Below are 26,238 nucleotides of genomic sequence, written 5' to 3' on the forward strand. Positions count from 1 at the left end.
GCATTATACACCTATTTCCAAGAAAATGAAAGAGAAAATATAAAAAATCAGTGTCACTCAAAACACTGATTTCATAGACCCTTTAGTCATTGCGACCAAAGATACGTAGAATACTTAGGAAGAGATTGATAAAATCAAGATAGAGACTGAGAGCCATTGACACAACCCAACCTGTCGCTACACGACCTTGTGATTGTTCATAGGCAAGGCGAATCTTTTGGTTATCCCAAGCAATCAACCCTGAGAAAACCAAAACCATGGCTACGCTGATCATATAATCAAAGAAACCGCTAGCCAAGAAAATATTAACTACCATGGCAATCAGTAAACCGATAAGAGCCGCCATCATAGCCCGACCAAGCCCGCTCAAGTCTTTCTTGGTGAACATACCGACTGCCGCCATGACAAAGAAGAGAAGTGCGCTCGACACAAAGGCAGACAAAACTGTACCTGGAGTATAGAAGGCCACCACAAAACTGAGGGTAAAGCCGTTTAATACTGAGTAAAGTAAAAATACTGGAAGAGCAGCTGGACTATTTCTTGAAGCCATGCTACTGGCAACGAAAACCAAGGCCAACTCCGCAAAAGTAGCAATGGTCAACCAGAGACGCCCCTGCATCAAAAAGTAAACTAACTGAGACTGAAAGACCGTCAACATGAGACCAGATACCAAAGCAGATAGTCCGATCCCCAGACCAACAAAGGCATAAACCTTAGCGTAAAATTGATTGAGACCTGCGCGGTCATGAATAATAGTGTGATTCATCTTTTCTCCTTTTCTATGAACATCTTTCCTTGATTATAACAAAGAAAGTTAAAATTAGCTTAAATGGAAAATTAAAATACCGGCTGCAACGGCAACATTCAAACTCTCGGCCTGTCCCTTCATGCTAATGTGGACCAACTGGTCTGCACTTTCAGCCATAAGGGGACTAATTCCTTGACCCTCATTCCCCATAACTAGTACAAAATTTTCTATAGGAGGCAGTTCTCTGTAATCAACAGAATCTTTAGATAGAGTTGTTGCTAGCACTGGGATAGCAGACTCTTTGGTTTCCTTAAGAAGCGCTTGACTAGACATCCGATAAATGGGCAGATGAAAATGACTGCCTTGCATAGAACGGAGGGTCTTGAGACTGTAGATGTCTGCCGATTTATCTGAAACAATCACTCCTGTAAAGCCTGCTGCATCCGCAGTCCGAATGATAGTTCCCACATTACCAGGATCTTGCACATCTTCCAAAAACAAGAACTTGCCCTGACTAAAGTCAGCTTGTCCTACTTCTTCTTTTTGAACCACGGCAACAATTCCCTGTGGGGTCTGAGAATCTGCCAAATCTAGCAAAATTTCCTCTGCAACCCAGACAGTTTGCGGAAAAGCAGCTAACTGATCTCGGTAATTTTCTAAGGCAAAGATTTTCTCAATCGTCACTCCAGCTTGAACAGCTTCTTCAAACAAGTGCCAGCCTTCAATCAAATAGGCAGACTTGCGGTATTTTTTTTGGTGTAATTTCTTGGCATTTTTTACCACAGAATTGGCTTTTGAGGTTATAATAGTCATAGAAATATTATAACACAATCAAAGGGGTTTGGTATGCAAAAGGTTAGAATGATTGCCCAAGGTAGGGTGCAGGGAGTCGGCTTTCGTTGGGGTGTTTACAGCTTGGCACTTGAAATTGGTGGCATCACAGGTCGGGTATGGAATAACGACGATGGCACAGTGGAAATCTTAGCCCAAGCAGACTCGTCTGCTATCATGGCAAAATTTATCCAAGAAATCCGCAAAGGACCCACACCTTTTTCAAAAGTCAGCTACTTAGATGTCAAACTAAGCAACTTTCCTCCCTACTCTGACTTTAAAATCGCAAATTAGGTCTCCAGAACTATTGTATATTTTGTAAAAAAACAGTAGAATAGAAAGGTATAATTTTTAAAGAAGGAATAAAAACAGTGAAATCTATTAAACGTTTTGCACTCTCAGCTATGGGAGTGGCTATGTTGCTTGTCTTGACTGGCTGTGTTAGCGTCGATAAAGCCACAGGACAGCCAACAGGAGTCATTTGGAATACTTTCGGAGCGCCTATGGCTGAAGCTATCAAGTACTTCGCCACTGATAAAGGTCTAGGCTTTGGTGTCGCTATCATTATCGTAACCATTATCGTGCGCTTGATTATCTTGCCACTTGGTATCTACCAATCATGGAAGGCAACGCTTCACTCTGAAAAGATGAACGCCCTCAAGCACGTCCTTGAGCCACACCAAACGCGTCTCAAGGAAGCAACTACTCAAGAAGAAAAACTCGAAGCCCAACAAGCTCTCTTTGCTGCTCAAAAAGAGCATGGCATCAGTATGTTTGGTGGTGTAGGATGTTTCCCTCTCCTCCTTCAAATGCCTTTCTTCTCTGCTATCTACTTTACTGCCCAACATACTGAAGGGGTTGCTCAAGCAAGCTACCTAGGCATCCCTCTAGGCTCTCCAAGTATGATTTTAGCTGCCTGCGCTGGTGTCCTTTACTATCTTCAATCACTCCTTTCACTTCACGGAGTAGAGGATCAAACGCAAAGAGATCAAATCAAGAAAATGGCTTACGTGAGCCCAGTCATGATTGCCGGCTTCTCCCTCATCTCACCAGCTAGTGTCACACTTTATTGGGTTGTTGGTGGTTTCATGATGATTCTCCAACAGTTTATCGTTAACTATATCGTTCGTCCAAAACTTCGCAAAAAAGTCCGTGAAGAACTGGCCAAGAATCCACCAAAAGCAAGTGCTTTCTCTAAACCAAGTGGACGAAAAGACGTTACCCCTGAACAACCAACTGCTATCACAAGCAAGAAAAAACACAAAAATCGCAACGCTGGAAAACAACGTTCAAGATAAGAAGAAAAAGGCTTAGCTAGTTTGCTAAGTCTTTTTTTTCAAGTCATACTCTTCGAAAATCTCTTCAAACCACGTCAGCTTCGCCTTGCCGTATGTATGGTTACTGACTTCGTCAGTTCTATTCACAACCTCAAAACAGTGTTTTGAGCTAACTTCGTCAGTTCTATCTACAACCTCAAAGCAGTGCTTTGAGCAACCTGCGGCTAGCTTCCTAGTTTGCTCTTTGATTTTCATTGAGTATCAAAAGCCCGATGTTTCCATCAGGCTTCTTTTTTATCCATGTACACGTTTCATATAGTCTTGATAACTTTCGGTATCCATGAGTTTTTTAGCGTTCTTGACGCGATCTGCTGTTGGTGGTTTGACTCCTTCGAGGGAATAAGGAATTCCCAATTCACGCCATTTGAACTCACCCATGGTATGATAAGGTAGAATTTCAAACTTATCAACATTTTTAAGGGTCTTGACAAACTTCCCAAGTTCAATCAAGTCATCATCTCTGTCTGTCAAGTCTGGAACTAGCACGTGGCGAATCCAGACAGGTTTTCCAATATCTGATAGATACTGGGCACATGCCAAGATATTTTTATTGGTTTGGCTAGTAACAATCTTGTGCTGTTCTTCGTTGATTTCCTTGATATCCAAAAGGACCAAGTCAGTGACAGCCATGAGTTTGTCAAATTTTTCAAGGTAACGTGGTTTATTACGGAAAGGCAGGGCACAGGTATCTAAGGTACAGTGGATTCCTTGTTCCTTAGCCTTAGTGAAGAGAGCAATCAGGAAATCAATCTGCAAGAGGGCTTCTCCTCCACTGACTGTAATCCCACCCTTATTTCCCCAGAAACCGCGGTAGCGCAAGGCCTCTGTCAAGACATCATCTACCGTCCGTTCACGTGATTTATTGGACTCCATCGCCCAAGTATCTGGGTTGTGGCAATACTGGCAACGCATGTGACAGCCCTGCAAAAAGACAATAAAGCGAATACCAGGCCCATCTACTGACCCAAAGCTTTCTGTCGAATGCACCATTCCTGTCACTTGTCCATAATCAATTGTTTCTTCAGACATATCGTTACCTTCCTTGAAAACGTTTTATAGTTTTATTATATCATGACTTGAAGGAAAAACAAGATTTTTGCCTATTTTTTAGAAAGCAATCTGTTTTTCAATTTCATTTTCAATGACTTATCATTTTATTCTTCAAAATCAAAGCCATACAAGGTTGCAAAGTAGTCCTCAGGGCGCTCTGCACGGCGGATTTGACGGGCTTTACCTTCTTCGGTATAAAGGATTTCCGCAGAACGAAGTTTGGCGTTGTACTGGTAGCCCATTGAAAAACCGTGGGCACCTGTATCATGAATGACCAGCAAATCACCGATTTCTGTATGAGGAAGTTCGCGATTCACTGCAAATTTATCATTGTTTTCGCAGAGAGAACCTACCACATCCACCACCTCAGCTGGTCCATCTGGATGGGTCACGTTAGTAATATGGTGATAGGCGCCGTACATGGCTGGACGCATAAGATTGACTGCTGATGCATCCACACCTAGATAGGTACGGTAAGTTTTCTTCTTATGAGTCACTCTTGTAACCAAAGCACCGTGAGGGGCTAGCATAAAGCGACCCAATTCGGTGAAAATCTTAACCTGACCAAGACCTGCTGGCGTAAGAACCTCTTCATACACCTTACGAACTCCCTCACCAATCAAGGTGATATCATTTGGCTCCTGCTCAGGACTATAATTGACACCAATACCGCCGGATAGATTGATAAAATCTAGCGAAATACCCAACTTTTCCTTGATTTCAACAGCCAATTCAAAAAGCTGACGCGCCAACTCTGGATAATAGAGATGGGTGACGGTATTGGACGCTAGGAAGGAGTGAATCCCAAAAGTCTTAGCTCCTTTTTGCTTCAAGATAGCAAAAGCTTCAAAGAGCTGGTCCTTGGTCATGCCAAACTTGGCTTCTCCAGGATTGTCCATAATGTCTGTCCCCAGCTCAAAAACGCCTCCAGGATTATAACGACATGAGATGATTTCTGGAATGCCTGCTGCACGCTCCAGATGTTCAATATCTTCAAAGGCATCCAAGTTAATGGTCGCACCCAATTCACGCGCATAGGCATATTCCTTGTCTGGCGTGTTATTAGAAGAAAACATAATCTCAGAACCCGGAAAGTCCAGTTTATGGCTCATCAAAAGCTCTACATAACTAGAGCAGTCCACGCCACAACCTTCCTCTTGAAGGATTTTCAAAATTGCTGGAGTCGGAGTAGCCTTAACTGCAAAATATTCCTTAAAACCCTTGTTCCACGAAAAGGCTTGGTTGACAGCTCTTGCCTTCTCACGAATACCCTTCTCATCATACAAGTGAAAGGGTGTTGGGAACTCAGCAACAATCGCTTCTAAGTCTTCTCTATTGATAAATGGTGTTTTCATAAGCTTCCTTCTATTCTATTTGCAAAGAAAGGCTGGGACAATCGTTCCAACCTTTAGTTCTATCTCTTATTTATCTTCGTCAAAGATATTGCCAACCTCAACATCGATGGCTTGGTTCTTGACATCAATATTGGTGACCTTCAAGAGTGACTTGTAGTCAAATTGCTTTTCACGTTCTTCTTGGGCATTGTCCGCAAAGACTGCGACACCAGCTAGTTCAGAATCGAACTCACGCAAAAGACTGATCATCCCGTTGACCGTTCCGCCACCTTTCAAGAAGTCATCTACAATCAAGACACGGCTTCCTGCCTTGAGACTACGTTTTGAAAGGAACATTTTCTCAATGCGGTCACCACTTGAACCTGAAACATAGTTGACGCTGACAGTTGAACCTTCGGTAATTTTCAGGTCACGGCGCACAATAACAAAGGGAACATTGAGGACATTGGCAACTGCATTTGCAAGAGGAACACCCTTAGTCGCTACAGTCATAACTGCATCAATTTTTTGGTCCATAAAGCTCTTGGCAATAATGCGTCCAATATTTTTCAAGATAGCTGGTGTGCTAAGTAAATCGGACAGGTAGATGTAACCACCTGGCAAGATACGGTCACTTTCTGACAACTTGGCACGCAAGTCTTCAACCATTTCTTTGGCATCCTGGCTCGAAATTGATGGTGTGAAGATGACACCCCCACCAGCCCCAGTTACAGTCTGGATGTGACCGATTTCGATTTCCTCAAAGGCACGTTTGATAATCACGATATCTTCTGAGATGGATGATTTAGCAGATTCATACTTTTCAGCAAAAGTATTGAGACTAGTTAGTTTATAAGGATGATTAATCAAATAGTTGGAAATGACAACCATCCGATCACTTCTTCTTAATTTCATTTCTATTTCCCATTCTATTTTTCTTCAAAAAATCAAAAAGCAAACTAGAAAGCTGGTCGCTGGTAATTCAAAACACTGTTTTGAGATTGTCGATAGAACTGACAAAGTCTGTAATATACCTACATATATACATACGACAAGGCGATGCTACCCTAGTTTGAAGAGATTTTCGAAGAGTATTCATTTTTGTCTTTTACTTATTATACCATATTCACATAAAAAAACGAACATTCTTATCCTAAAAAATGCTCATTTTTCTTAAATTATAAATCTAAATCTGGTTTATAGAAGGAACGATTGTCCATAGCGAAGATTTTATTGGTCATCTCTCCTTTATCCACCAAAGCCAGAGCTGTTGACATCATCATCATGCTAGCATCCAGATTGTCAATCATATGAATAATCTCTGCCTCCATGATACGTGGACGAACCGGACTTCCATACTCTAGTAAGCCGTGGTGGCTGAGGATGACGTGACGAAGCAAAACGACTTCTTCCTTGGTATCATCGATGCCGAGTTCCATGACTGTCTTGGTAATTTCACTATCAATCAGAGCGATATGTCCAAGAAGATTGCCTCGCACTGTATACTCCGTCTGGTCTGGTCCCGTCAACTCAATAACTTTGGCCAAGTCATGCAACATGATCCCCGCATAGAGCAGGCTCTTATTGAGCTGAGGATAGACTTCGCTAATAGCATCGGCCAAACGCACCATGGTCGCCGTATGATAGGCCAAACCCGTTTCAAAGGCATGGTGGTTGGTCTTAGCAGCTGGATAAGAGTAGAATTCCTTATCATACTTGGTGTAGAGCTTTCGGACAATTCGTTGCCAAACAGGATTTTCAATTTTAAAAATCATTTGCGACATGTAGTCACGGATTTCCTTGACATCAACTGGTGACTTGACCTTGAAATCAGCTGGGGCACTGGGTTCACCGGGTTGAGGCAAGCGTAGGGTGATTTGATTGACCTGAGGGGTATTGTTATAAACTTCTCGGCGCCCTTTCATGTGAACAACCTTACCTGCGGTAAAGGCCTCAACGTTATGAGGTTGGGCATCCCAGAGCTTCCCATCAATCTCGCCACTATCATCCTGGAAGGTAAAGGCTAGGTAGTTTTTCCCAGCTCGAGTTTGCCTCAGGTCAGCTGATTTGATTAGGTAAAAGCCTTCAAACAGCTCATCTTTTTTCATGTGACTAATCTTCATATTCTTCCTCATTTTCTTGGAAATGGAGTAGATCAAGCGCAGGCTCACCTTCTGACAACTCAATGTGACGGAGCGTTCGCTCGATAGCTGTAGTGCGACGGTTTAATAATTCATCAATATTGCCAGAGGCATGTTGGAGGTGTTTTTGTGCCTTAACCAGAATACCACCAAACTTGCCAAACTCAGTCTTGACACTGGCAAGGGTCTTGCTGATATGGTCAGCACTCTTTTGGATATTAAGGGTTTTGAAACCAACTGATAGGGAATTGAGGAGAGCTGATAGGGTACTTGGACCAGCTACAATAATCTGCTCCTCCCGTCTCAAATCATCAAAGAAGACCGGATTGCGGACAATTTCTGAGTAGAGACCTTCTGTCGGAACAAACAAAACTCCAAAATTGGTCGTCCGAGGTGCTGCTATGTACTTGCTCTTGATATCCTTGGCAAAACGCTTGACGCTTGCTAAAAGCGACTTGCGACAACGTTCGATTTCGTCCTTATCGCCTGCTTCATAGGCTTCTTCTAAGCGGTAATAATCTGCCAGTGGAAACTTGGAGTCAATCGGTAGGTAGACATATTCCTGGTCACCCTGTCCAGGCAACTTGATAGCGTACTCCACTCGTTCACTGGAGTTTTCAACCGTTGCATATTCTCGTTCATACTGGGCAGGGGTCATGATGTCTTCTATGATTTGCCCCAGTTGCAATTCGCCCAGAATCCCTCGTGTCTTGGTTCCAGAGAGAACCTTGTTGAGGGCCCCGACATCACGCGCAACTGTCTGCATTTCTCCCAAACCTCGATTGACAGACTCCAGTTGTTTGGAAACTGTCTCAAAGGAGGCTTGTAAACGCGTCTGCAAGGTCTTTTCTAGTTTTTCCTCGACTGTCTGGCGCATTTGTTCCAAACGTTGCTCATTTGATTCCTGCAAGGCTTGGAGGCGTTGGTCGGTCTTATCTCTAGTTTGCAAGAGATTATCTGTCATTTCTTGACGAACCTGAGTCAGACCTTGGTGCAATTCCATTCGCACTTCTTGCAGGCGATCGCTGACAGCCACTTCCAAATCTTTTTGATCCAGCTGGCTGGCTTGTCTGGCTTGTTCAAAACGGTAATCCAACTGGTCTGACAAGTGATCCGCCTGATCCTCCAAACTCTTACTTAGGTGTCTCTCCTGCTTATCCTGCCTTTGCCAAATTAGAAAGAGACCAGCTAGGTTGGCAATCAATAATAGAACAAGTAAACTTTCCATCCTACCTCCTGTCCTTGCTATGCAAGACAACCACATAGCCATCTGGGCAAGTCACTGACACTTCCCTATCTATATATTCGTTAGAAGCGTACACTTTTTTAAAGAAAAAATTTTCCTCTGTCAACTCATACTTGGCACCAAGAATAGTCAACTGACTATCCCGAACCGGCATAAAGGCTAGGTAGTCATAGTCTGAACGTGGTTCAAGTTGACTGGTCCCTTCTGGACAATAGGCAATCAAATTTTGCCCGTCCTCAATCGCTAGCTGGCGCATATAAGGTGCCAGCTTAGGATTGCTAGGCAGAAAGACATTGGCCAGCATATGGTCGATACGGCCACCCAAAGCACCGAAAATAGTAACCTGAACCTGAGGATTTTTCTCAAAAATAGTCAAGAGAGCCAATTCCAAATCGGTATCATCTTTTTCTGGTCGGGCTTGAACAAAATACTGGGCACGTTTTTGAATCAACTGTCGCTCTTCTTCCGTTACAGAATCAAAATCCCCAACTGCTAGGGCGAGAGGAAGTTTTTCCTCTAAAACCCAAAGCGAGCCTCGATCCACACCGACAAAGCAATCAAAATCCGTCCGGTAGTGACCTCGGTCTCCGCCTGCAAAAACGGCAACCCTAGTCCAGTTGTTTTCTGAGAGTTTGTACTCGCTCATTGACATCTCCCTTAAAGACATAGGAACCTGCTACAAAAACGGTCGCACCAGCTTCTTTGGCTTGAGCAATAGTTTGGTCATCAATCCCACCATCCACTTCAATCTCAAATTTCAAACCTTTTTCCTGACGAAGGGCAACCAACTCACGAACCTTATCCATAGTTTCAGGCAGAAAAGCTTGTCCCCCAAATCCAGGGTTAACTGTCATGACCAAGACTTGGTCAACTAGGTGGAGAACGTGCTTAATCGCCTCAACAGGCGTACCAGGGTTAATGACAACCGAAGGTTTAACGCCGAGAGAGCGAATTTTTTGGAGGGCTCCATGAATATGAGGCGTTGCTTCCACATGAATACTGATGATATCCGCCCCTGCACGCGCAAAATCTTCCAGATGATGCTCTGGATTCGCCACCATCAAGTGACAGTCAAAGACCATCTTACTATGTGGTCGAAGAGCTTCGACCACACCTGCACCAAAACTGATTTGTGGCACAAAGTGACCATCCATGATATCGATATGGGCATATTCTGCCCCAGTTGCTTCTAGGCGTTTGATTTCACGTTCAAAGTTGGCATAATCTGCTGCCAGAATTGACGGAGCAATCTTGTATTGAGACATAGGTTTCTCCTTATTTTGGAATTTTTTTGCTGACTTTTTTATAGGTTTCTCTGCGATTTTCAATTTCACTGAGGAATTGTAGGTAGTTGTCAAAACGGAAGGTGGCAATGGTCCCTTCTTCTACAGCTGGCTTGACCGCACAAGACGGCTCATGGGTATGGGTACAAGTACGGAACTTGCAGTCTCGACTAACACTAGCAAGCTCTGGAAAGGCTTGATTGAGGTCTTCAGCACTTGAGACTTCATAGTCCAGCGATGAAAATCCTGGCGTGTCTGCAATTTTACCCCCATTGAGGTTGTAAAAACTAACAGCTCGAGTAGTATGACGACCGCGACCCAGACTGTCTGAGATTTCTCCTGTTTCAAGATTGAGGTCCGGTGCGATTTTATTGAGAAGAGTTGACTTACCAACACCTGTCTGCCCCATAAAGACCGTCACTTTTCCTGTTAACAAGGGCAAAAGTTCCTCCTTACTGGTCACAAAATCATAACCAATGTCACCATAGGTCTGCTGGTAAAAATCCAGTTCTCCTCTATCTTCCAACAAGTCCATTTTAGAAATATAGACGATGGGATGAATGCCCTTATGTTCCAAAAGAACCAAGAAACGATCCAGCAAGTTACTGTTAAAATCAGGTTCCTTGACTGACATGATTACCACAGCTTGGTCAATATTGACAATAGGCGGACGGACCAGACTGTTTTTCCGTTCGTGAATCTTGAGAATATAGCCCTCTGAATTTTCCTCGGCAGAGAAATCGACCCAATCCCCAACGTAGGGAGTATGGCCTTTTTTACGGAAATTCCCACGCGCGCGTGTCTGATAAACCTGACCATCACTCTCCACATAATAGAATCCAGCCAAGGCTTTAATGATTTGTCCCTGCATCTTAGAGTCCTTGCCCTTTAAGTGCATCTGCTAGACTGGCAAATTCTGCCAAGCTGAGAGCTTCCCCACGCACACTTGGTGACAAGCCCGCTTGATCCAAGGCCTTGGTCAATTTATCCTTAACTTCTTCAGTCTTGCCAAAGTAACCTGTCAAATTGTTCCACAAGGTCTTACGGCGATGGGTAAAACTAGCCTTGGCAACCTTAAAGAAGAATTTCTCGTCTTCCACTGCTACAGCCGGTTCTGGGCGACGCACCATTTTCAAAATAGCTGAATCCACATTTGGCGCTGGCACAAAGACTGTACGCGGCACGATAAAGGCAACCTTGGCGGTCATGTAATACTGAACTGCAATCGACAAACTACCGTAAGCCTTGGTATTGGGTTGAGCGGAGATACGATCCGCCACTTCTTTTTGCATCATGACGACAAACTCACTAAAAGGAATGCCACTCTCTATCAAGTGCATGAGAATAGGCGTCGTGATATAGTAAGGCAAGTTAGCTACTACCTTGATTGGCAGGTCAGGATTTTTGAAATTCTGGATATGTTGTGCCAAATCAACCTTGAGAATGTCCTCATTGACCACTGTAACATTGTCGAAATCACGCAGGGTATCTGCCAAAATCGGTACCAAACGGTGGTCGATCTCAAAGGCCATGACTTGAGCTGCACGCTCAGCTAGAAACTCCGTCAAGGCACCAATACCTGGCCCAATTTCGATAACATTGACCTGGTCATCAATTTCAGCTGTATCCACGATTTTTTGAAGGATATTGGTATCCGTCAAGAAATTTTGCCCGAAGGACTTTTTAAAGGTAAAACCGTGACGCTCCAGCACTGCCTTGGTCACGCTATAATCTGCAATTCTCATCTATTCTCTTTTCTATTATCTGTTACTACTATTGTAACACATTCCCCTTGTATTTTGGGGGTGAAAATCATACCAAAAAACTATCTTTCCTCATGAAGAAAGATAGTCTTGAAAATCTTTAAAAGTGGACTTAGCGCTTCTCTCGAAACATCCGTTCAAAAAAATCAGCTTCTTGATAACTTCGATTTTCAGGTAGGGTCAAATCCACATCCTCCTCCACATCATCCACTGTCAGTTCCACCGTTTGAGGTAAATTTTTCAAACGATAATGCTTTTGCCTTTGCCCTTCAATACTAGCAAAATCAAGCAAATACCCATTCACTCGGATTTGAACTAAAAGAAGATGATTGGTCATATTTTCCATGATGAGAATATCTTCTAAACCACCTCTGGCACTAGGATAATCAGATACCCTGCGAATACGGATTTTTTCACACATGAGCAAGCTCCCTCATATCAATAATTTCATCTGCCTTATTCCAGACTAGGGGATTATGGGTCGCAATGATGATGATTCGATTTTCATCTTTCAAATCCACCAAGAGATTCATAACCTCCTCTGAATTTTCAGGATCAAGAGCTGCTGTTGGTTCATCTGCCAAAATCAAGGGTGGATTTTTCAAAATAGTCTTAGCAAGGGCAACTCGTTGGGCCTCTCCCCCAGATAAAGTATAAATTTTTTGATCTAAATCCAAATACCCTAAATTAACCTTTTCTAAAGCTTCCACTTGCCTTTCCAAACGTTCTACTTTTGAGATTTTATGACCAACAAAACCCAAATCCAAATTCTCTTTGATTGATTGGTTTTCTAAAAGGCCGAAATTTTGAAAAAGATAGCCCATCTGGTCTCGAAAATACTCACGAGTGGGTATGGTTTTTAAATCTTTCCCCTGATAGAGAACCCTTCCACCATCTATCTTTTCTAGCTTACCTAAGATATTCAGCAGAGTCGTCTTTCCGCTCCCACTCTTCCCGATTAAGGCATAGACCTTGCCCTTCTCCAGCTTGAGATTCAAACCAGAGAAAATCGCTCGATCATTAAATTTCTTTTCCAATCCTTGAATATCAATCATCTTATTTTCCTTTCAATACTGCCATGCTACCAGCTTCTTCTTTTTTATCCTGCCTTACTAAAATCAAGAGGGCGTTAAGCGTAAACAAAGCTACAACTAGAGCGCTAATCAAACCATCTCTTGTCAAAACACTAGATAGGACTAGACCAAGCAAGAGAACTCCTCCTTGCGCCAGTAAGTACTTGCCATGAAGCTCATAGATTGTCATACCAGCAAGACGTTTAATCATGATCTCCCGTCTGAACTGCTCAAAATAGAGAAGATTCATGGAATCAAATAACAAGATAGCCGTAGACAGGGTCAAAATCGTCCCAATAAGGAGAGAGTAAAACTCCACCCGTTTGTCATTTAGTACCTTGGCAAAAAATAGCTGACTTTTTACCAAATAAGAGACCTTGTGATACAGACCTTGCTCTTTTAGAGCTGTGATACTGTCTCCATATTGATTTAGTTTCAAGGCACTATTAGCCGTAGTTCCCCATAGCATCCCTGCAACAGGTCTTGTTCCAGTCGCTTGTGGCGTTAGAACTACAATAATCGGATCTTTTAGGTACTGACGTGTTGTCTTGTCCCCATCATTATAGAGGAAACGTTCCTGTCCTGTTTCTGTAAAATCTAGCCTTACCTGTGGGAGGTAGTGTTTCTGACTCGTCACTTCTACACTTTCAGATGAAAAGTTTTGCAGGTAATCTGTAAATAATCCTTGATAGTAGGCAGACTGCTCTCGCAAGCTCTCAGGCAAGATCAGCCCAAACTCTCCCTCAGACAAGTTTTGCATCTTATCCATAAACTCTGAAGAAACGGTAATCTTTTCTTCTATCAGATAGCGCGGTGAGACATAGATAACATTCCCTGACGGTGTGTAGTCACTGAGACGATTACCATCTAGGTCCACTTCTACTCCATCTGAGAAATTATCAACATTGCTCATAATATAAAAAGAGTCTGTATTGGCTAACCGTTCTTCAGTAAATGTCTGCCACTCACGATTATCCTTACGCATTCCTTCTTCATCGGCAAATGCACTAGACCAACCAAAGGATAGACGGTAACGGTCTGAGGACTGGCTCCATTTATCGCTAGCTCTCTCCATCTCCTGCATTTCATGGTAGTGGGGGAGGAGAGCAGTCGCACTCGAGCCGACCACCAGCACGGCCAAGAGTTGCCCCACCATCATCAATGTCATCATACGTTTGAGAGGGAGTTTCCCTTTCAATAGATCCACCAGACTATTTTCCTGTAAACCAAATAGATAGACGACACTTAGTAAGGTAGAAATCCCTGCCAAGGTCAATCCATAAAGTAGAAGAGCAATGATGACCAGTTGCACCGTTGCCATAAATAAGGCACCTTGATACCAGAGAATCCCCAATCCCAAAAGACTGGATAGCAGCACTGAGCAGATAAGCTGTCTCACATCTTCTAACACTGGTCTAAGAGCCACCCCAAACAAGCTCTCACCAGCGATTAAGCGAATCCCTGCCTGACGAAGGGACTTGATCCGATAAATCAGGGTCAGACTCATAAAAGTCAGCAGAAAAATAGCTAGACTCAGTAGCCCCATTGGGGTAGCAGACAAGAGGACGACCATCGAAAATGCCTCTGTTCTATTCGAGACAACACCATTATAACCAAGCTCTTGCAGGGCGGTCTGTAAGCTCACTCCATCCAAACTCCCTGACACAATCAAGTAAGACCCTAATAAATCACTCGTTTCTGCACTCTCCTCGGAGGAAATGGTCAAACCTTCTGGAAGCTCTCCCTGACCATAAGTGGCATAGGTAAAGCGTGTTTCTCCAGCTTCATTTGGCTCAACGATCCGACGGGCGATGAGACTATTGTGCTCTACTGCCAAGTGACTCAAAGCCTCTGTCACCTCTTCGCGACCAGCTACTGGCTGGTCTAGCCCAGTACCCATCACGTCAACAGAGGGATAGTTACCAAATAAAATCTCTTCTCGATGGTCAACGGAAGTTATCACCATATAAAACGATACCAATACCATTGAAATCAAAATAAATAAACGTTTCATCATTTCCTCCAAAAAGTTACTTGGTCACTTAGTGAGAAGATGACCACAGTCACTGCCATGTTAAGAAGTTTATTAATTTCTTTCTACTAGCAACAACTTCAAATATATTATATCCGTTTTTTCAAGAACTATCAAGGACATCAATGTCCTTAAAATAGAACTATTTCGTGTCATTTTTAGCTTATATATAAAAAAACAGTTCTAAAGACGAACTTTAGAACTGTTTTGATACGAGGACAAGGACATTTTTGTCATTGCTTCACGATATTTATAAATATTTTTTTACATCTTCTTGCCATTCCTCTGTCAGTTTCTTTACTAGAAATTCATCTCCAATTAGCTTCGCAAATGTTTTAGAAGACTGATAAAATGATTCAGCTAAACTAAAATCTCTTTCTTCTCTTAATGCTTGCTTCCACAAAAACATAAATACAAGGGGTTTCTTTTGATAATCTTGAGTTTTATCCATAATTTCTTGCAAATACGATAGATAATCATTAAAACAATCAGTTACTCCTACCTTTTCAAGACAACACATTCCTGAAATAAGAGTATCTCTAATTATAAAGTAATTCTCTATTTGAGTTATCTTCTTCTGTTCCAAAAGAAGGAACATTATCTTTTCGATTTGATTCACAAATTTTGCAAGATCTTTTCTAATAAGCATTTGATAAAAAAACAAACGAATCAACAACATATCATTTATTGAATAGGCTTCTTTTTCTATAATCTCGGGCATATGTTCCTCAAGTATTAACTCTGCATATTCAGGCCTTCTAGTTCTAGAAGTATCCAAACACGCCTGCAATACTTCACATGCTAATTGTTCTTCTTTAGGAAGATTATCAAAGTATGTTTTATAAATCTCTTCCAAACACGCTTCCTTCTTATCGTACTCCTCTTCTTTACCATAGATTGGTTCACGTAAAATCTGGTATTTCAATTCTAAATAAGCAGGAGGAAGAGCTGAAAAATCCGGCATAAGGCTATAAGCTGGAACTCCTAACCGGCGAGCAATATAGTCTAACTTGGGCAAACTTGGTTGCGAAGCTCCACTTTCAATTCGCGATAGTTGACGAACCGTCAGTTCTTGCTCATCTCCACAAAAATCTGGACGACTAATTCCTTTTTCTATCCGAATCTCTTTAATTTTTTGACCAATTAACATCAGACGCCTCCTCTTCTACCTGCTTCGAAAAATACTGTGAAACTTAAAAAATTGTAACGGCTACATCTTTCCTACTCATAAGATTTCATAGCTTCTTCCACTTCTGCCAAGGTGATCCCAAACAACTCTAGGCGTTTGAGGAGTTGCTTGCCGTTAGAATAGCCGATTCGGAGAGTCTCTCCTAGATATTCTCGTCGCTTACGGCTGTCTGCCCCTGCTAGAAAACCAAGGCGAATCAAGTCGCTACGACTGATGTCAAACTGACTCTCCTGTTCAAATTGTTCTGTCACCTGAGCTAGAGCCGTTTTCAAGTCTTCATAACTGGCATGCTCAATTCCCAGAGAACGGCCCTTGGTCTTGGACTTGGGAACAGCTTCATCTCGTTTGAGGAAGGCATGCTGAACTGTTGGAATGGCCGTCATAATCATGCGCCGAATCCGCTCCCCATTAAAATCTGGGTCTGTAAAGACAATGACTCCATGACGTTGGTGCAGTCTCTGAATTCGCTCTATATCCTGGTCATTGATGGCAGAACCTCGAGTCTCATAAGTCTCTACCTCGAAATAACGTTTAAGATTTGCCGTATCATCGCGACCTTCGACCACGATAACTTGGGAAATTTTTTCTTTCATTACTTGCTGTCCAATCCAAAAATGCACTCTGCATTTGCAGTCGTTGCCATTGCTAGCTCTTCTGTCGTCATGCCACGCAATTCTGCGATAAAGTCTACTACATAGCGAGTATAGGCTGTTTTGTTTTCGCGACCCCGTTTAGGAACAGGAGCCAAATAAGGCGCATCCGTCTCCACCAAAATCTTGTCCAAAGGAAGTTCTCTAGCCGCCTCTTGGATATCGGTTGCCTTCTTAAAAGTCACCACTCCTGAGAAGGAAATAGTCATACCAAGCGCGACAAACTTCTCTGCCCACTCAAAAGTTCCTGAGAAAGAATGCATGATACCACCACGAGGACCAACTCCCTCGCTCTTGATAATCTCATAGGTGTCTTCCAGCGCATCACGGGTATGGACCACAAAAGGCAATTTCAAGTCCTTAGATAACTGAATCTGACGGCGAAAAACCTGCTCCTGCACCTCTTTTGACGCTGTCATCCAATGGTAGTCCAAACCAATCTCACCCAAGGCAACCACCTTGGGATGCTTGAGCTTATCAAGTAAGTAGGCTTCCATCTCCTCTGTGTAGGTTCCAGCTTCTGTAGGATGCCAACCAATAGTCGCATAGAGTTGATCATACTCATCCACCAACTCCAAAGCACGCTCAATCGTCGGTTTATCAAAACCAACAATATTCATCTGTGTTACACCCATCTCAGCAGCCAAGGCAATTTCTTCTGCCTCACGACCCACAAATTCTTCTACATTCAAGTGTGTATGTGTATCAAAAATCATCTCTTCTAACCTCATTTTCTATCTTCTATTATACCAAAAAAGAGGAGGGGCACCCAATTTTTCGGTTTCCCTCCTCTCTTCCATAGAGAGCTATTCTGCTATCTTTTCTGGCTCGATATTGCCCATCTCCTGTCCCACAAGTTAGAGACGAAAGAGATTGACTATATTGATAGAACATCCCTATTCATCTAATACTCTTCGAAAATCTCTTCAAACCGTGTCAACGTCGCCTTGCCGTACTCAAGTACAGCCTACGGCTAGTTTCCTAGTTTGCTCTTTGATTTTCATTGAGTATAAAATATGTGATTATCTTTGGTTCTCACTTCTCTCACCCATCACTAGGATTGATGATTTCTCCAAATCCCCCTTATAATCTAACTTTAAGTAGAGAATATAACTTTCTAGCTGTCCTATTTTCTACGTCTAGTCTTTCTTCCTAGCAAAGCAAAACCACTTGTTGCCGCCACTAGGCCAAGACTAGCAAGTGCTGCACTTGATGCTGAACCTGTGTTAGGTAATTGTTTGCCAGCAGGTGACTGGTAGGTAACATCTTGCATTGTTCCTGCAGTTGCTTGCGGTGCACTTGTTGCCTGAGGAGCAACATTAGGAGCCACTGGTTTCTTAGGAACTGTAACCATGGCAATGGCTTGCACTCCAATCGTTTCTGCTTCCTTCACATCTTCCACAGTTTTCGCATTTTCAATCTCTTTGAGAACTGCTTGTTTTTCTGCTTCCACTCTTGCTAAAAGTTCTGCTTTTTCTTTATCAGAAAGCGGTGCACCATTGATTTCATCCTGCTTGTCCTTGGCAGCTTTTTCAATGACATTTTTAGCTGATTCTTTTGCATTTGCTAATTGCTTAGAAGCTTGTGATTGAGCTGGGGTTTGTGAACCTGTGTTAGCTGGTTCGCCTGCATTGCTACCACCGCCTGCATTCGCATTAGCATCTGAGCTTCCAGTATTACCTCCGTTATCCCCACCTGGTGTTGATTCTGGAGTATATTCTGGTTTTTGTTCTTGAATTGCAGATTCACCTTTTGCAGATTGTTGAACTGTATCTTTTCCTAGAATTGTCACTACTGAACCATCTGGGAATGTGATTGTCGCTGTGCCATCTCCGGCTACATTGATTGTCGCTCCGTCTAATGCTGAACCATTTGCTTGTAAAATAGCAACCTTAACTTTTTCTTTTTCTTCATCTGTTAAATGAGTTATATCTTTTACATCTACTCTTTGAGCAGGCGCTTTAACAGTTGATTTTTCAGCAGTCGGTTTAGTGCTATCTTGTGCTTTTGGATCTTGTGCTACCAATTGATTTCCTGGAATTGTAATAGCTGAACCATCTTTAAAGACGATTGTCGCTGTGCCATCTCCAGCTACTTCAACTTTAACATCGCTTCCGAATCCATTTGCATCTACTACAGCTTTTTTAACAGCTTCTTTTTCTTCATCTGTTAATCTTGTAGCTTCTGCTACTTTTGTAGGGTTAGCTGGGATGATTACTTTTGTCTTCTCTGCGATTGTTGGTTGCTCTTGTGTTGAAGTTTCCTCTTTTTGAACTACCAGACTGGTTCCTGGAATTGTATTGACTGAACCATCTGAGTATGTCAATGTCGCTGTTCCGTCTTTAGATACCTTAACATCTGTCGCCGCTGGATTTGCTTCTTTAACCTTAGCTGCTACAGTATCTTGCTCCGTCTGTGTCAAGTTGTGAGTATTTTCAACAGGTACAAAGTTTCCTGGAACTTGCGCTGGGTTCTTCTCTGCATCTGTCTGAACTTTTGGAGTTTCTTGTTTGCTTCCTTTTTCAACAAGTTTATCCCCTGTTATTGTATCTACAGATTTATCTGGATAGGTAATGACTACTGTTCCATCAGGTCTTACTTCTACTGTTGTTCCTGCTGGGAAGTTGTTCGCATCTTCAACCGCTTTTTTAACCGCAGCTTGTTCTTCTGGTGTTAACTTCGTAGTATTTCCTACTTGTGTTTTTCCTGGGATAACTGGCTCAGTTCTTGACGCGATTGTTCCTGTCTCTTTGTTAGCTGGCGCTACTAATTTATCTTTAGAAATCGTATCGCTTGAACCATCTTTATATGTGATTACCGCTGTTCCATCTGGTTTTACTTCTACCCTAGTTTCGTCTGGGAATGTGTTCGCACCTTCGATGTTTTGACGAACTTGTTCTCTTTCTTCATCTGAAAGTTTTGCTGGATTTTCCACTTCCACTTTGTTTTCAGGAACTTTCGGTTCGAATTTAGATGCAATAGAGCCCTCTGGTTGAACTTCATTTATCTTACGAATACCAGCTTCTTTCGCCGCATTGATTTCATCTTTAGACTGACCTTTGTTGATGTCTTCAATCGCTTTATCTTTGGCCTTATTGATTGCTTCGATAGCTTTTTGTTTCGCTTCGTCTGATAAATCTTTATTGTTCTTGATTTCGTTAATGCGTTTTTGAGCTTCTTCTAGTATTTCAGCTTTTGCTTTCGCTTTTTCTTCATCAAGGTTTGTTACATCTGGTTTCTTAACTTCTGCATCAGCTTTTGGATCATATTTTTCAATATTTTCTTTTGCTTGATCTGCAATTTGTTTAGCTGTTCCTGCTGATGATGCTTGGTCAATAGCTTTGTTAGCTTCATCTTTAGCTTTATTGATTGTTTCTTCAGCTTTTTGCTTTTGCTCTTCAGTTAAATCTGTATCCTTCTTGATTTCTTCAAGTTTTTTCTTAGCAGCTTCTTCTACTTGTTTTTTAGCATCTTCTTTCGCCTTAGCAAGATCGTTGTCTTTATCAGCTGTATCTAAGGAATCAACTACTTCAACTGGTACTTTTACAGTTACTTTAGTTCCGTCAGCTAGCGTTACTTCCACTTCTGCTTCTTTAGTTCCTGTTTCAGTTGTAGTTGGTTTAGAAATAACTTTCGGTATTAAGCCTTCTGCAAGTGATAATTGTTTTAGGATTTCTTCGTCAGTTAAGTCTTTACCTTTTTCAACAGTTACTTTTCCGGACACTAAAGCAGTTTGTAAGTCTAACTCTGGCTTGAAGATACTTGTAGATTGCCCTTTGGCAGTTTGTGGATTGTAAACATCTGCGATTGCTTTTTTACCTTCTTCTGTCGCTTTCGCTATTTCTTCAGGTGTTGTCGCTTTATCAATCTTGTCTTCTGCAGCTTTCTTAACTTCATCGACTTTAGCTTTCAAGTCTTCTTTTTCTTTATCAGTTAGAGTTGTGTCTCCGCCGATTTCACCTTTTTCTGCGTTAGCTGCGCCTGTTAAGTCAGCTTTGGCTTGTTCTGGAGTTATTTGATGAACTGCATCGATTGCTTTCTTACCTGCTTCTGTTGCTTTTGCTACTTCTTCGGGTGTTGTCGCTTTATCGATGTTAGACTCTGCAGCTTTCTTAACTTCATCAACTTTAGCTTTTGCTTTGGCTTTTTCATCTTCGCTTAGTTTATCATCTGCGTCGATTTCTGCTTTTTCTTTCGCCGCTGCTTGTGCTAAGTCTGATTTGGCTTGGTCTTTTGCTTTGTCTGTATCAGTCGCTTTTCTTACAGGTACTTCGATTTCGTCTTTTGATCCATCTGGATACGTAACTTCTACTACAACTACTTTCTTACCTGTATTCGCTCCTGTTCCTTCCACAATTTCTCCGTCATTTTTGACTTGTTTATCTTTTGGTTGTGGTTGGTCTTTCGGTACTTCTACTGCTTCTGTAATTGCTTTTTTATCTGCTTCTGCTACTTTAGGAGCATTAGATGGGTCAACGCTTACTGGGGCTCCTCCTGCTGCAGTTACTGAATCTTTTACATTTGGAGTTGCTTTGTCTGCGTCTTTTTGTCCAGCTAAACCACTTTGATCATCCTGATTATTTTGTTCACCTTGATCACTTGTAGTATCAGATTTTTTAATTACTTCAACCTTGACTGTTTCGCTCTTACCATCACGTGTTACTGTGACTGGAACAACAAACTTACCGCCTTCATTGGCGATTACACCAACTGTTACATCTTCATTGGCTTGTAATTCCTCACCATTTACTCTGACTTTATTTTTCACTAAAGTTTCGTCTTCCGGTGTTAACTTATCACCTGCCACTGGTTCTTTTGAAATCAATACCGGTTGGGTTGAATCAGTAACCGTCAACTTAAATGGTTCAGATTTTTTAGTTACCTCAACCTTGATTGTTTCACTCTTACCATCTCGTGTTACTGTGACTGGGACTACGGTTTTACCTTGGTCTTGTGTAACTTTCCCAAACTCTACACTATCACCAGCTTTTAACGACTCGCCATTGACTAGTAAGTTTTCTTTGATTTTTTCCTTATCTTCGTCTTTTAAGTCTTCTCCTACTGTTGGAGTATTTGGTATCTCAATCGGTTTTGTTGAGTCTTTTACACCTACTGTAAATACTTGGTCTTTTTTAACAACTGGAACTTCAACTGTTTTTGTAATTCCATCACGTGTCACTTTTACCGGGACAACTTTCTTACCATCTTTTTCTTTGATTGGTTCGTATTCTACAGCATAGGTATCATCTAATTCCTTATCATTTGCAGTTACTTTTGCTTTTACAGCTGCTTTATCTGCATCTTCTGTTAAGTTTTCTCCTACTACTGGCTCTTTTGAAATTTCTGCTGGTTTTTCGTCATCTTTCACAGCTAACCTGAAATCTTCTGCCTTCTTCACAACTGGAACTTCAAGCACTTCTGAGCTATTGTCTCCATATGTTACCTTGACTTCTACTACCTTCGTTCCTGGAGTTTTGCCGTCTTTGATAGCACCATCATTTAAGATTTCTTTCTTAGCTGGTTGTGGCTGTCCTTCTGGAACAGTTACCGCATCTTTAATTGCAGTTTTATCTGCTTCGCTGTCAACGTTTGTTGCTATATTTGGATCTACAGAAATTTCTACCGCTCCGCCTGTTACTGTTGGAGTTGCTTGCTCAGCATTAGTTTTATGAACAGCATCGATTGCTTTCTTACCTTCTTCTGTTGCAGTTGTCACTTCTTCTGGTGTTGTCGCTTTATCGATATTTTTTTCTTGTTCTTCCTTAACTTTATCTACTTTATCTTTTTCAGTTTTCTTTTGATCTTCTGTTAAGGTCTTGTCTGCTTCGATTTCTGCTTTTTCTTTGTCCGCTGCTTTTGTTAAGTCAGCTTTCGCTTTTTCTTTTGCTTTGTCTAATGCTTTTTCTGCTTCTGTCTTAGCCTCTACAGTCTTAGATGCAGGAAGTTCATTTTTTGATTTGTCAGAATATGTTACAGTTACCTTCCCTGTATTATCTACTGAAATTTGGTTATCTGTTAAGTTTGTGTTTGCTTTCTTAACCGCCTCTTTTACTGCAGTTGTCTCTGCTTCTGACAGATTATTAACATCATTAACTTTTACTTTTTCAGGATCTTTTAGTGGTGATTTCGCTGCTTCAGTTCCTTCTACTGGAACTTCAATTTCTTTTGAAACACCGTCGCGAGTTACGGTTACTTTAACGTATGTCTTACCATCTTTTTCTGTAATATTTCCGTATGTAACTTTATCTGTATCTTTAAGCGCTTCTCCGTTTGCTGTTACTTTAGCTTTTACTGCATCTTTATCAGCTTCAGCTAATTCCGCATCTGCTTTAGGTTCTACAGAAATTTTTGCTGCTCCATCTGTCACTGCTAATGTGAAGTCTTCTGCTTTTCCTGATAAAGCAATTCTCGCTCTTTGCAGTTTTTCAAGTGCAGCATCAACATCTGTTTGACTCGCTTTGTCATCTTCTAACGGAGTTTTTGCATCGTTCAGAGCTTTGTCATAATCCTCTCTTTTATCTTGTGTATCTTTAAGATAAGCCAGAGATTTATGAACTTCATCTGCTTTAGCAATTTCTGCTTTCAAAGCATCTTTCGATACAGGCACAGGAACCTCTTGTCCTGTTAACTCTTTAATTGCTTTTGCTAGATTATCAATTAGAGTAGATACCTCTGATGCATCCGCTGAAGTTCCTGTTGTTTTATCAGCTACTTTTGAAGCTGCATCTTTTGCTTTATCAAAAGCAGTTTTCTTATCTTGATCAGCTGAATTATATTTGTCAGAAACCTTTACTTCATCAGCTTTTGTAACTAATTGCTGTAAAGAATCCATCTTAGAATCTAAATCTCTTGCAATATTCACAATACGGTCAAGTTCTTCTTTCCCCTCAGCTGTAGCTACTTGATCCTTCAATTCCGTTTTTTGAGCATTGTTTAAATGAGTTAAACCATCAATAATATCTTTAGCATCCGTACGGGCTTGCTCACGACTTACTTTTTCTTCTGCATCTTTGATAATTCTGTCTAATTCGTCTTGTGACGTTGCATCATCAATCTGTTTTTTATAGTTAGTCTTATCTTCCTCTGATAATCCAGGGATTTGGTCAATTTTCTTTTTATAATCTTCTTTTAACTTATCAGCTTCAGCCTTTGCTTTATCTGCTTCATTTTTTGCTTTAAGAGTTTCCGCTTCTTTGAGAATTTCTTCAATCTTACTTACAGAATCGGCGCCTCCAATTTTATTTTTAAATTCTTCTACTTTTTCCGGAGTTAAGCTATCTTTAATTTTCTCAATTTGTTCTTTTGCTTTTTCCTTAGCTTTTGCTAAGTTAGTCGCAGTTGCATCAGTTAAAATTTTATCAAGCAAAGATTTTGTATGGTCTAAAGCTTTTCCTTCTGAGCCATCTGCATTCTCAGGGTCTGCTATACCTTGATCATCTACTTTTTTACGTAACTCTTCTTTCTCAGCATTAGTCAAGTAAGTTAAGGCATCAATTCCTTTTTTAACCTCAAGTTTTTTCTCTGCTATACCTTTTTCGTTTGCAGAATTTCTTGAAATTGCTTTATTTACAACAGAATTTATATCTTCCTGACTTGTTTTACCTTCCAAGTCTTTTTTGAAGACTTCTTTTTCTTTTGGAGAAAGGAAAGTTAAAGCGTCAATAGCTGCTTTACCTTTTTCTCTAGCCGCGACTATAGCTGTATTGTCTAATACAACCTTTTGTTTGAATAAATCCTCTTTAGGGATATACGGTTTTGGCGTTGCATCATCTCCTACAATAATTCCTCTACCATAATCATCTGCTCCTTTTCTTAGACGCATCGAGATAATCTTCCCAATGAACTTATCTGATACTCCTTCGCCGACACTGGCAATGGTACTTCCATTAAGTGTCATTCCATTTATAGTATAAAAATTATCCAAAGCTTTCGTAAGCTCATCGTCCTTAATGTTACTCATATCATCTACTGGATAAGGATTTTTCTTATAGCTGTACCCACTTCTTTCTGCAGCTATCGTCTCTGCTGCATTTGGGTCTTCATAAACAAGAGAAGTTCCTGGAATTACATCTGTAGAATTATCTTTGTAGGTAATAGTTGCAGTTCCGTCATTTCCAATTTGAATACCCTCTTTGCCATCCTTCAAATTATCTACAAATTTATTTTGTCTTTCCGGAAGAGAGCTACTAGTATTATCTTGGTTCGCTTCCCAAATTTTTTCCTTTAATCTATCTTTTTCTTTTTGTGTTAAATTCGTAGTATTAGCTACACCCAGTCTTTCTGGTAATTTAGGCTCAAAAAATTCAGTATTTTTATATAATGCAGGAACTTTTTCTGTTAAAACTTTAAAGCGTGATCTAAGCGAACCCAAATGCCCTATTTTAACCCCCGCACCAAAATCTAAGGTATATCTTTCATTTTTTAAAGTTGGATCCACAACTTCATATTCTGCTTCAATCGTAACGCTTTGGTGAGCCGCTTTTTCCCAGTCAGCATAGAAACTCTTGGTGTTGTTCTTAAACAATTCGTAAATAGCTTGGTCTCCCGGAGCTCCTGCTATAGTATCTCCCATGCGCCACCAAAACATCGTATCCAGATCCCCACGGTAAGTCTTCCCACTTTCACCTGTTGTATCGTTGTACCATTCCCATTTAGTAGGATCACCTGCATCTAAAGTTTTTGCAGCTTCTGCGTTTTGATAACGCGAGCCGACAGAGTTAGACAATGAAATCCAGCCTTGAGAGCCTTTCCAACTAGTCATGACTCGACCTTGGGAGCCAGTACCAGTGTTATATAGAGTAACTCGTTTCGGTTCTTTCACTCCAATTGGAGTTGTAAACCAAAATTCAGGACGTCCTCCACCGTAGTGATAAAGTGCCTGCGCTCCATATCCACCATTAAACTTATAAGTGACTTTTACATATGGATTTGTTTTACTATATTGTGACCAGTCTACTCCAATTTGAATTTCTTTATCTACATCTACTTCATCATGAACTCCACTCCCAGTAGCTTTATAAGGTGTGTCCCCTTTATTTGTATATAAAGTGACTGCATTATCATTTGTTTTTTCATATGTCAAAGCAGCTTCTACAGGTTGCACCGTCCCAGCAGCTCCAACTAAAGATGCCCCAATCAAACAGGACGCTGCTCCAAAGCTAAACTTTCTAATTGAGAATTTTTCCACACGCTGCCACATTTGCTTAGAGCGTTTCTGCGTTCTCTTATACTTCATTCTTTGATCTCCATTTTTTATTTTTATTTCTTCTTATTCAAAAAACTAATAAACTATAATACTATTTTATTATAATATATCCACTTTAGGTAATAAGATTATACGTACATTATAGCATGAAATACCCCCCCCCCGTCAACTTTTAGCCTCATTTTTACTTTAATTAAAATATATTAAAATTTACCCTATTTACTGTTTTCTATCGATAATAACTTATACAAATTTGTGGATTTTAATAAATTTTTATTCAAAAACATGCAATAAAGCATTTGAGGTATTTAAAACTCTAGCCACCTCCAATTACTTCATCAAAAATAAAAGAATAA

General features: G+C 41.1%; 21 protein-coding genes. 2 read left to right on the forward strand and 19 right to left on the reverse strand.

Annotated features, from left to right (window positions below; all coding sequences use genetic code 11):
* Window positions 1–82 precede the first annotated feature (82 nt).
* Both WKI23_RS04555 and WKI23_RS04560 read right to left on the reverse strand, forming a co-directional pair.
* Window positions 83–766: a Bax inhibitor-1/YccA family protein gene (locus WKI23_RS04555; protein WP_368079091.1), complete on the reverse strand. Its 684-nt coding sequence runs from the start codon at window positions 764–766 to the stop codon at window positions 83–85.
* Window positions 767–820: 54 nt separating this feature from the next.
* Complete coding sequence (locus WKI23_RS04560; protein ID WP_368079092.1) at window positions 821–1,561, reverse strand: TrmH family RNA methyltransferase; 741 nt, start codon at window positions 1,559–1,561, stop codon at window positions 821–823.
* 33 nt (window positions 1,562–1,594) lie between these two features.
* Here WKI23_RS04560 and WKI23_RS04565 point away from each other — a divergent pair, with 33 nt between their 5' ends.
* Together WKI23_RS04565 and yidC are read left to right on the forward strand one after the other, a co-directional pair.
* Entirely contained in the window at window positions 1,595–1,873 is a 279-nt protein-coding gene (locus WKI23_RS04565) for an acylphosphatase (RefSeq protein WP_001174613.1), read from the forward strand.
* A 77-nt stretch (window positions 1,874–1,950) separates the two neighbouring features.
* On the forward strand, window positions 1,951–2,877 hold the full coding sequence (gene yidC / locus WKI23_RS04570; protein WP_368079093.1) for a membrane protein insertase YidC: 927 nt from the start codon (window positions 1,951–1,953) through the stop codon (window positions 2,875–2,877).
* Window positions 2,878–2,901: 24 nt separating this feature from the next.
* Here yidC and WKI23_RS04575 read toward each other — a convergent pair whose 3' ends face one another.
* The 17 genes from WKI23_RS04575 to WKI23_RS04660 all read right to left on the reverse strand — a co-directional run bounded on the left by WKI23_RS04575 (window position 2,902) and on the right by WKI23_RS04660 (window position 25,912).
* A complete protein-coding gene (locus WKI23_RS04575) occupies window positions 2,902–3,111 on the reverse strand; it encodes a hypothetical protein (protein WP_368079094.1) in 210 nt (69 codons plus the stop codon).
* 39 nt (window positions 3,112–3,150) lie between these two features.
* Window positions 3,151–3,945 (reverse strand): pyruvate formate-lyase-activating protein, encoded by a 795-nt coding sequence (gene pflA, locus WKI23_RS04580; RefSeq protein WP_368079095.1) that lies wholly within the window; start codon window positions 3,943–3,945, stop codon window positions 3,151–3,153.
* A gap of 125 nt (window positions 3,946–4,070) precedes the next feature.
* Window positions 4,071–5,321, reverse strand: coding sequence for a diaminopimelate decarboxylase (locus WKI23_RS04585; RefSeq protein WP_368079096.1), 1,251 nt, complete (start codon window positions 5,319–5,321; stop codon window positions 4,071–4,073).
* Between the two features lie 66 nt (window positions 5,322–5,387).
* A complete protein-coding gene (gene purR / locus WKI23_RS04590) occupies window positions 5,388–6,215 on the reverse strand; it encodes a pur operon repressor (protein ID WP_025169708.1) in 828 nt (275 codons plus the stop codon).
* 263 nt (window positions 6,216–6,478) lie between these two features.
* Window positions 6,479–7,423 carry a 3'-5' exoribonuclease YhaM family protein gene (locus WKI23_RS04595; protein WP_368079097.1) on the reverse strand — a complete coding sequence of 315 codons (945 nt, stop codon included), beginning with the start codon at window positions 7,421–7,423 and terminating at the stop codon, window positions 6,479–6,481.
* Window positions 7,413–8,669 (reverse strand): DNA recombination protein RmuC, encoded by a 1,257-nt coding sequence (gene rmuC / locus WKI23_RS04600; protein ID WP_368079098.1) that lies wholly within the window; start codon window positions 8,667–8,669, stop codon window positions 7,413–7,415. The genes WKI23_RS04595 and rmuC overlap by 11 nt, the downstream gene beginning before the upstream one ends.
* 1 nt (window position 8,670) lies before the next feature.
* Window positions 8,671–9,333: a thiamine diphosphokinase gene (locus WKI23_RS04605; RefSeq protein ID WP_368079099.1), complete on the reverse strand. Its 663-nt coding sequence runs from the start codon at window positions 9,331–9,333 to the stop codon at window positions 8,671–8,673.
* Window positions 9,296–9,952, reverse strand: a complete 657-nt coding sequence (rpe, locus tag WKI23_RS04610) for a ribulose-phosphate 3-epimerase (protein WP_368079100.1) — start codon at window positions 9,950–9,952, stop codon at window positions 9,296–9,298. The genes WKI23_RS04605 and rpe overlap by 38 nt, the downstream gene beginning before the upstream one ends.
* A 10-nt stretch (window positions 9,953–9,962) precedes the next feature.
* A complete protein-coding gene (gene rsgA, locus WKI23_RS04615; protein ID WP_368079118.1) occupies window positions 9,963–10,841 on the reverse strand; it encodes a ribosome small subunit-dependent GTPase A in 879 nt (292 codons plus the stop codon).
* A 1-nt stretch (window position 10,842) separates the two neighbouring features.
* A complete protein-coding gene (rsmA, locus tag WKI23_RS04620) occupies window positions 10,843–11,715 on the reverse strand; it encodes a 16S rRNA (adenine(1518)-N(6)/adenine(1519)-N(6))-dimethyltransferase RsmA (RefSeq protein ID WP_368079101.1) in 873 nt (290 codons plus the stop codon).
* 130 nt (window positions 11,716–11,845) lie between these two features.
* Window positions 11,846–12,154, reverse strand: a complete 309-nt coding sequence (locus tag WKI23_RS04625) for a hypothetical protein (protein WP_000333263.1) — start codon at window positions 12,152–12,154, stop codon at window positions 11,846–11,848.
* Window positions 12,147–12,788 carry an ABC transporter ATP-binding protein gene (locus WKI23_RS04630; protein WP_368079102.1) on the reverse strand — a complete coding sequence of 214 codons (642 nt, stop codon included), beginning with the start codon at window positions 12,786–12,788 and terminating at the stop codon, window positions 12,147–12,149. Before WKI23_RS04630 ends, WKI23_RS04625 begins: the two co-directional genes overlap by 8 nt.
* Before the next feature lies 1 nt (window position 12,789).
* Window positions 12,790–14,820, reverse strand: coding sequence for a bacteriocin-associated integral membrane family protein (locus WKI23_RS04635; protein WP_368079103.1), 2,031 nt, complete (start codon window positions 14,818–14,820; stop codon window positions 12,790–12,792).
* A 268-nt stretch (window positions 14,821–15,088) separates the two neighbouring features.
* Complete coding sequence (locus WKI23_RS04640; protein WP_368079104.1) at window positions 15,089–15,988, reverse strand: XRE family transcriptional regulator; 900 nt, start codon at window positions 15,986–15,988, stop codon at window positions 15,089–15,091.
* 71 nt (window positions 15,989–16,059) lie between these two features.
* Window positions 16,060–16,620, reverse strand: a complete 561-nt coding sequence (gene rnmV, locus WKI23_RS04645; RefSeq protein ID WP_368079105.1) for a ribonuclease M5 — start codon at window positions 16,618–16,620, stop codon at window positions 16,060–16,062.
* Complete coding sequence (locus WKI23_RS04650; RefSeq protein ID WP_368079119.1) at window positions 16,620–17,393, reverse strand: TatD family hydrolase; 774 nt, start codon at window positions 17,391–17,393, stop codon at window positions 16,620–16,622. The genes rnmV and WKI23_RS04650 overlap by 1 nt, the downstream gene beginning before the upstream one ends.
* Window positions 17,394–17,803: 410 nt before the next feature.
* Complete coding sequence (locus WKI23_RS04660; protein ID WP_369076759.1) at window positions 17,804–25,912, reverse strand: DUF1542 domain-containing protein; 8,109 nt, start codon at window positions 25,910–25,912, stop codon at window positions 17,804–17,806.
* Window positions 25,913–26,238 lie beyond the last annotated feature (326 nt).

This window comes from Streptococcus pseudopneumoniae (assembly GCF_038148955.1).
GTDB lineage: Bacteria > Bacillota > Bacilli > Lactobacillales > Streptococcaceae > Streptococcus > Streptococcus pseudopneumoniae_T.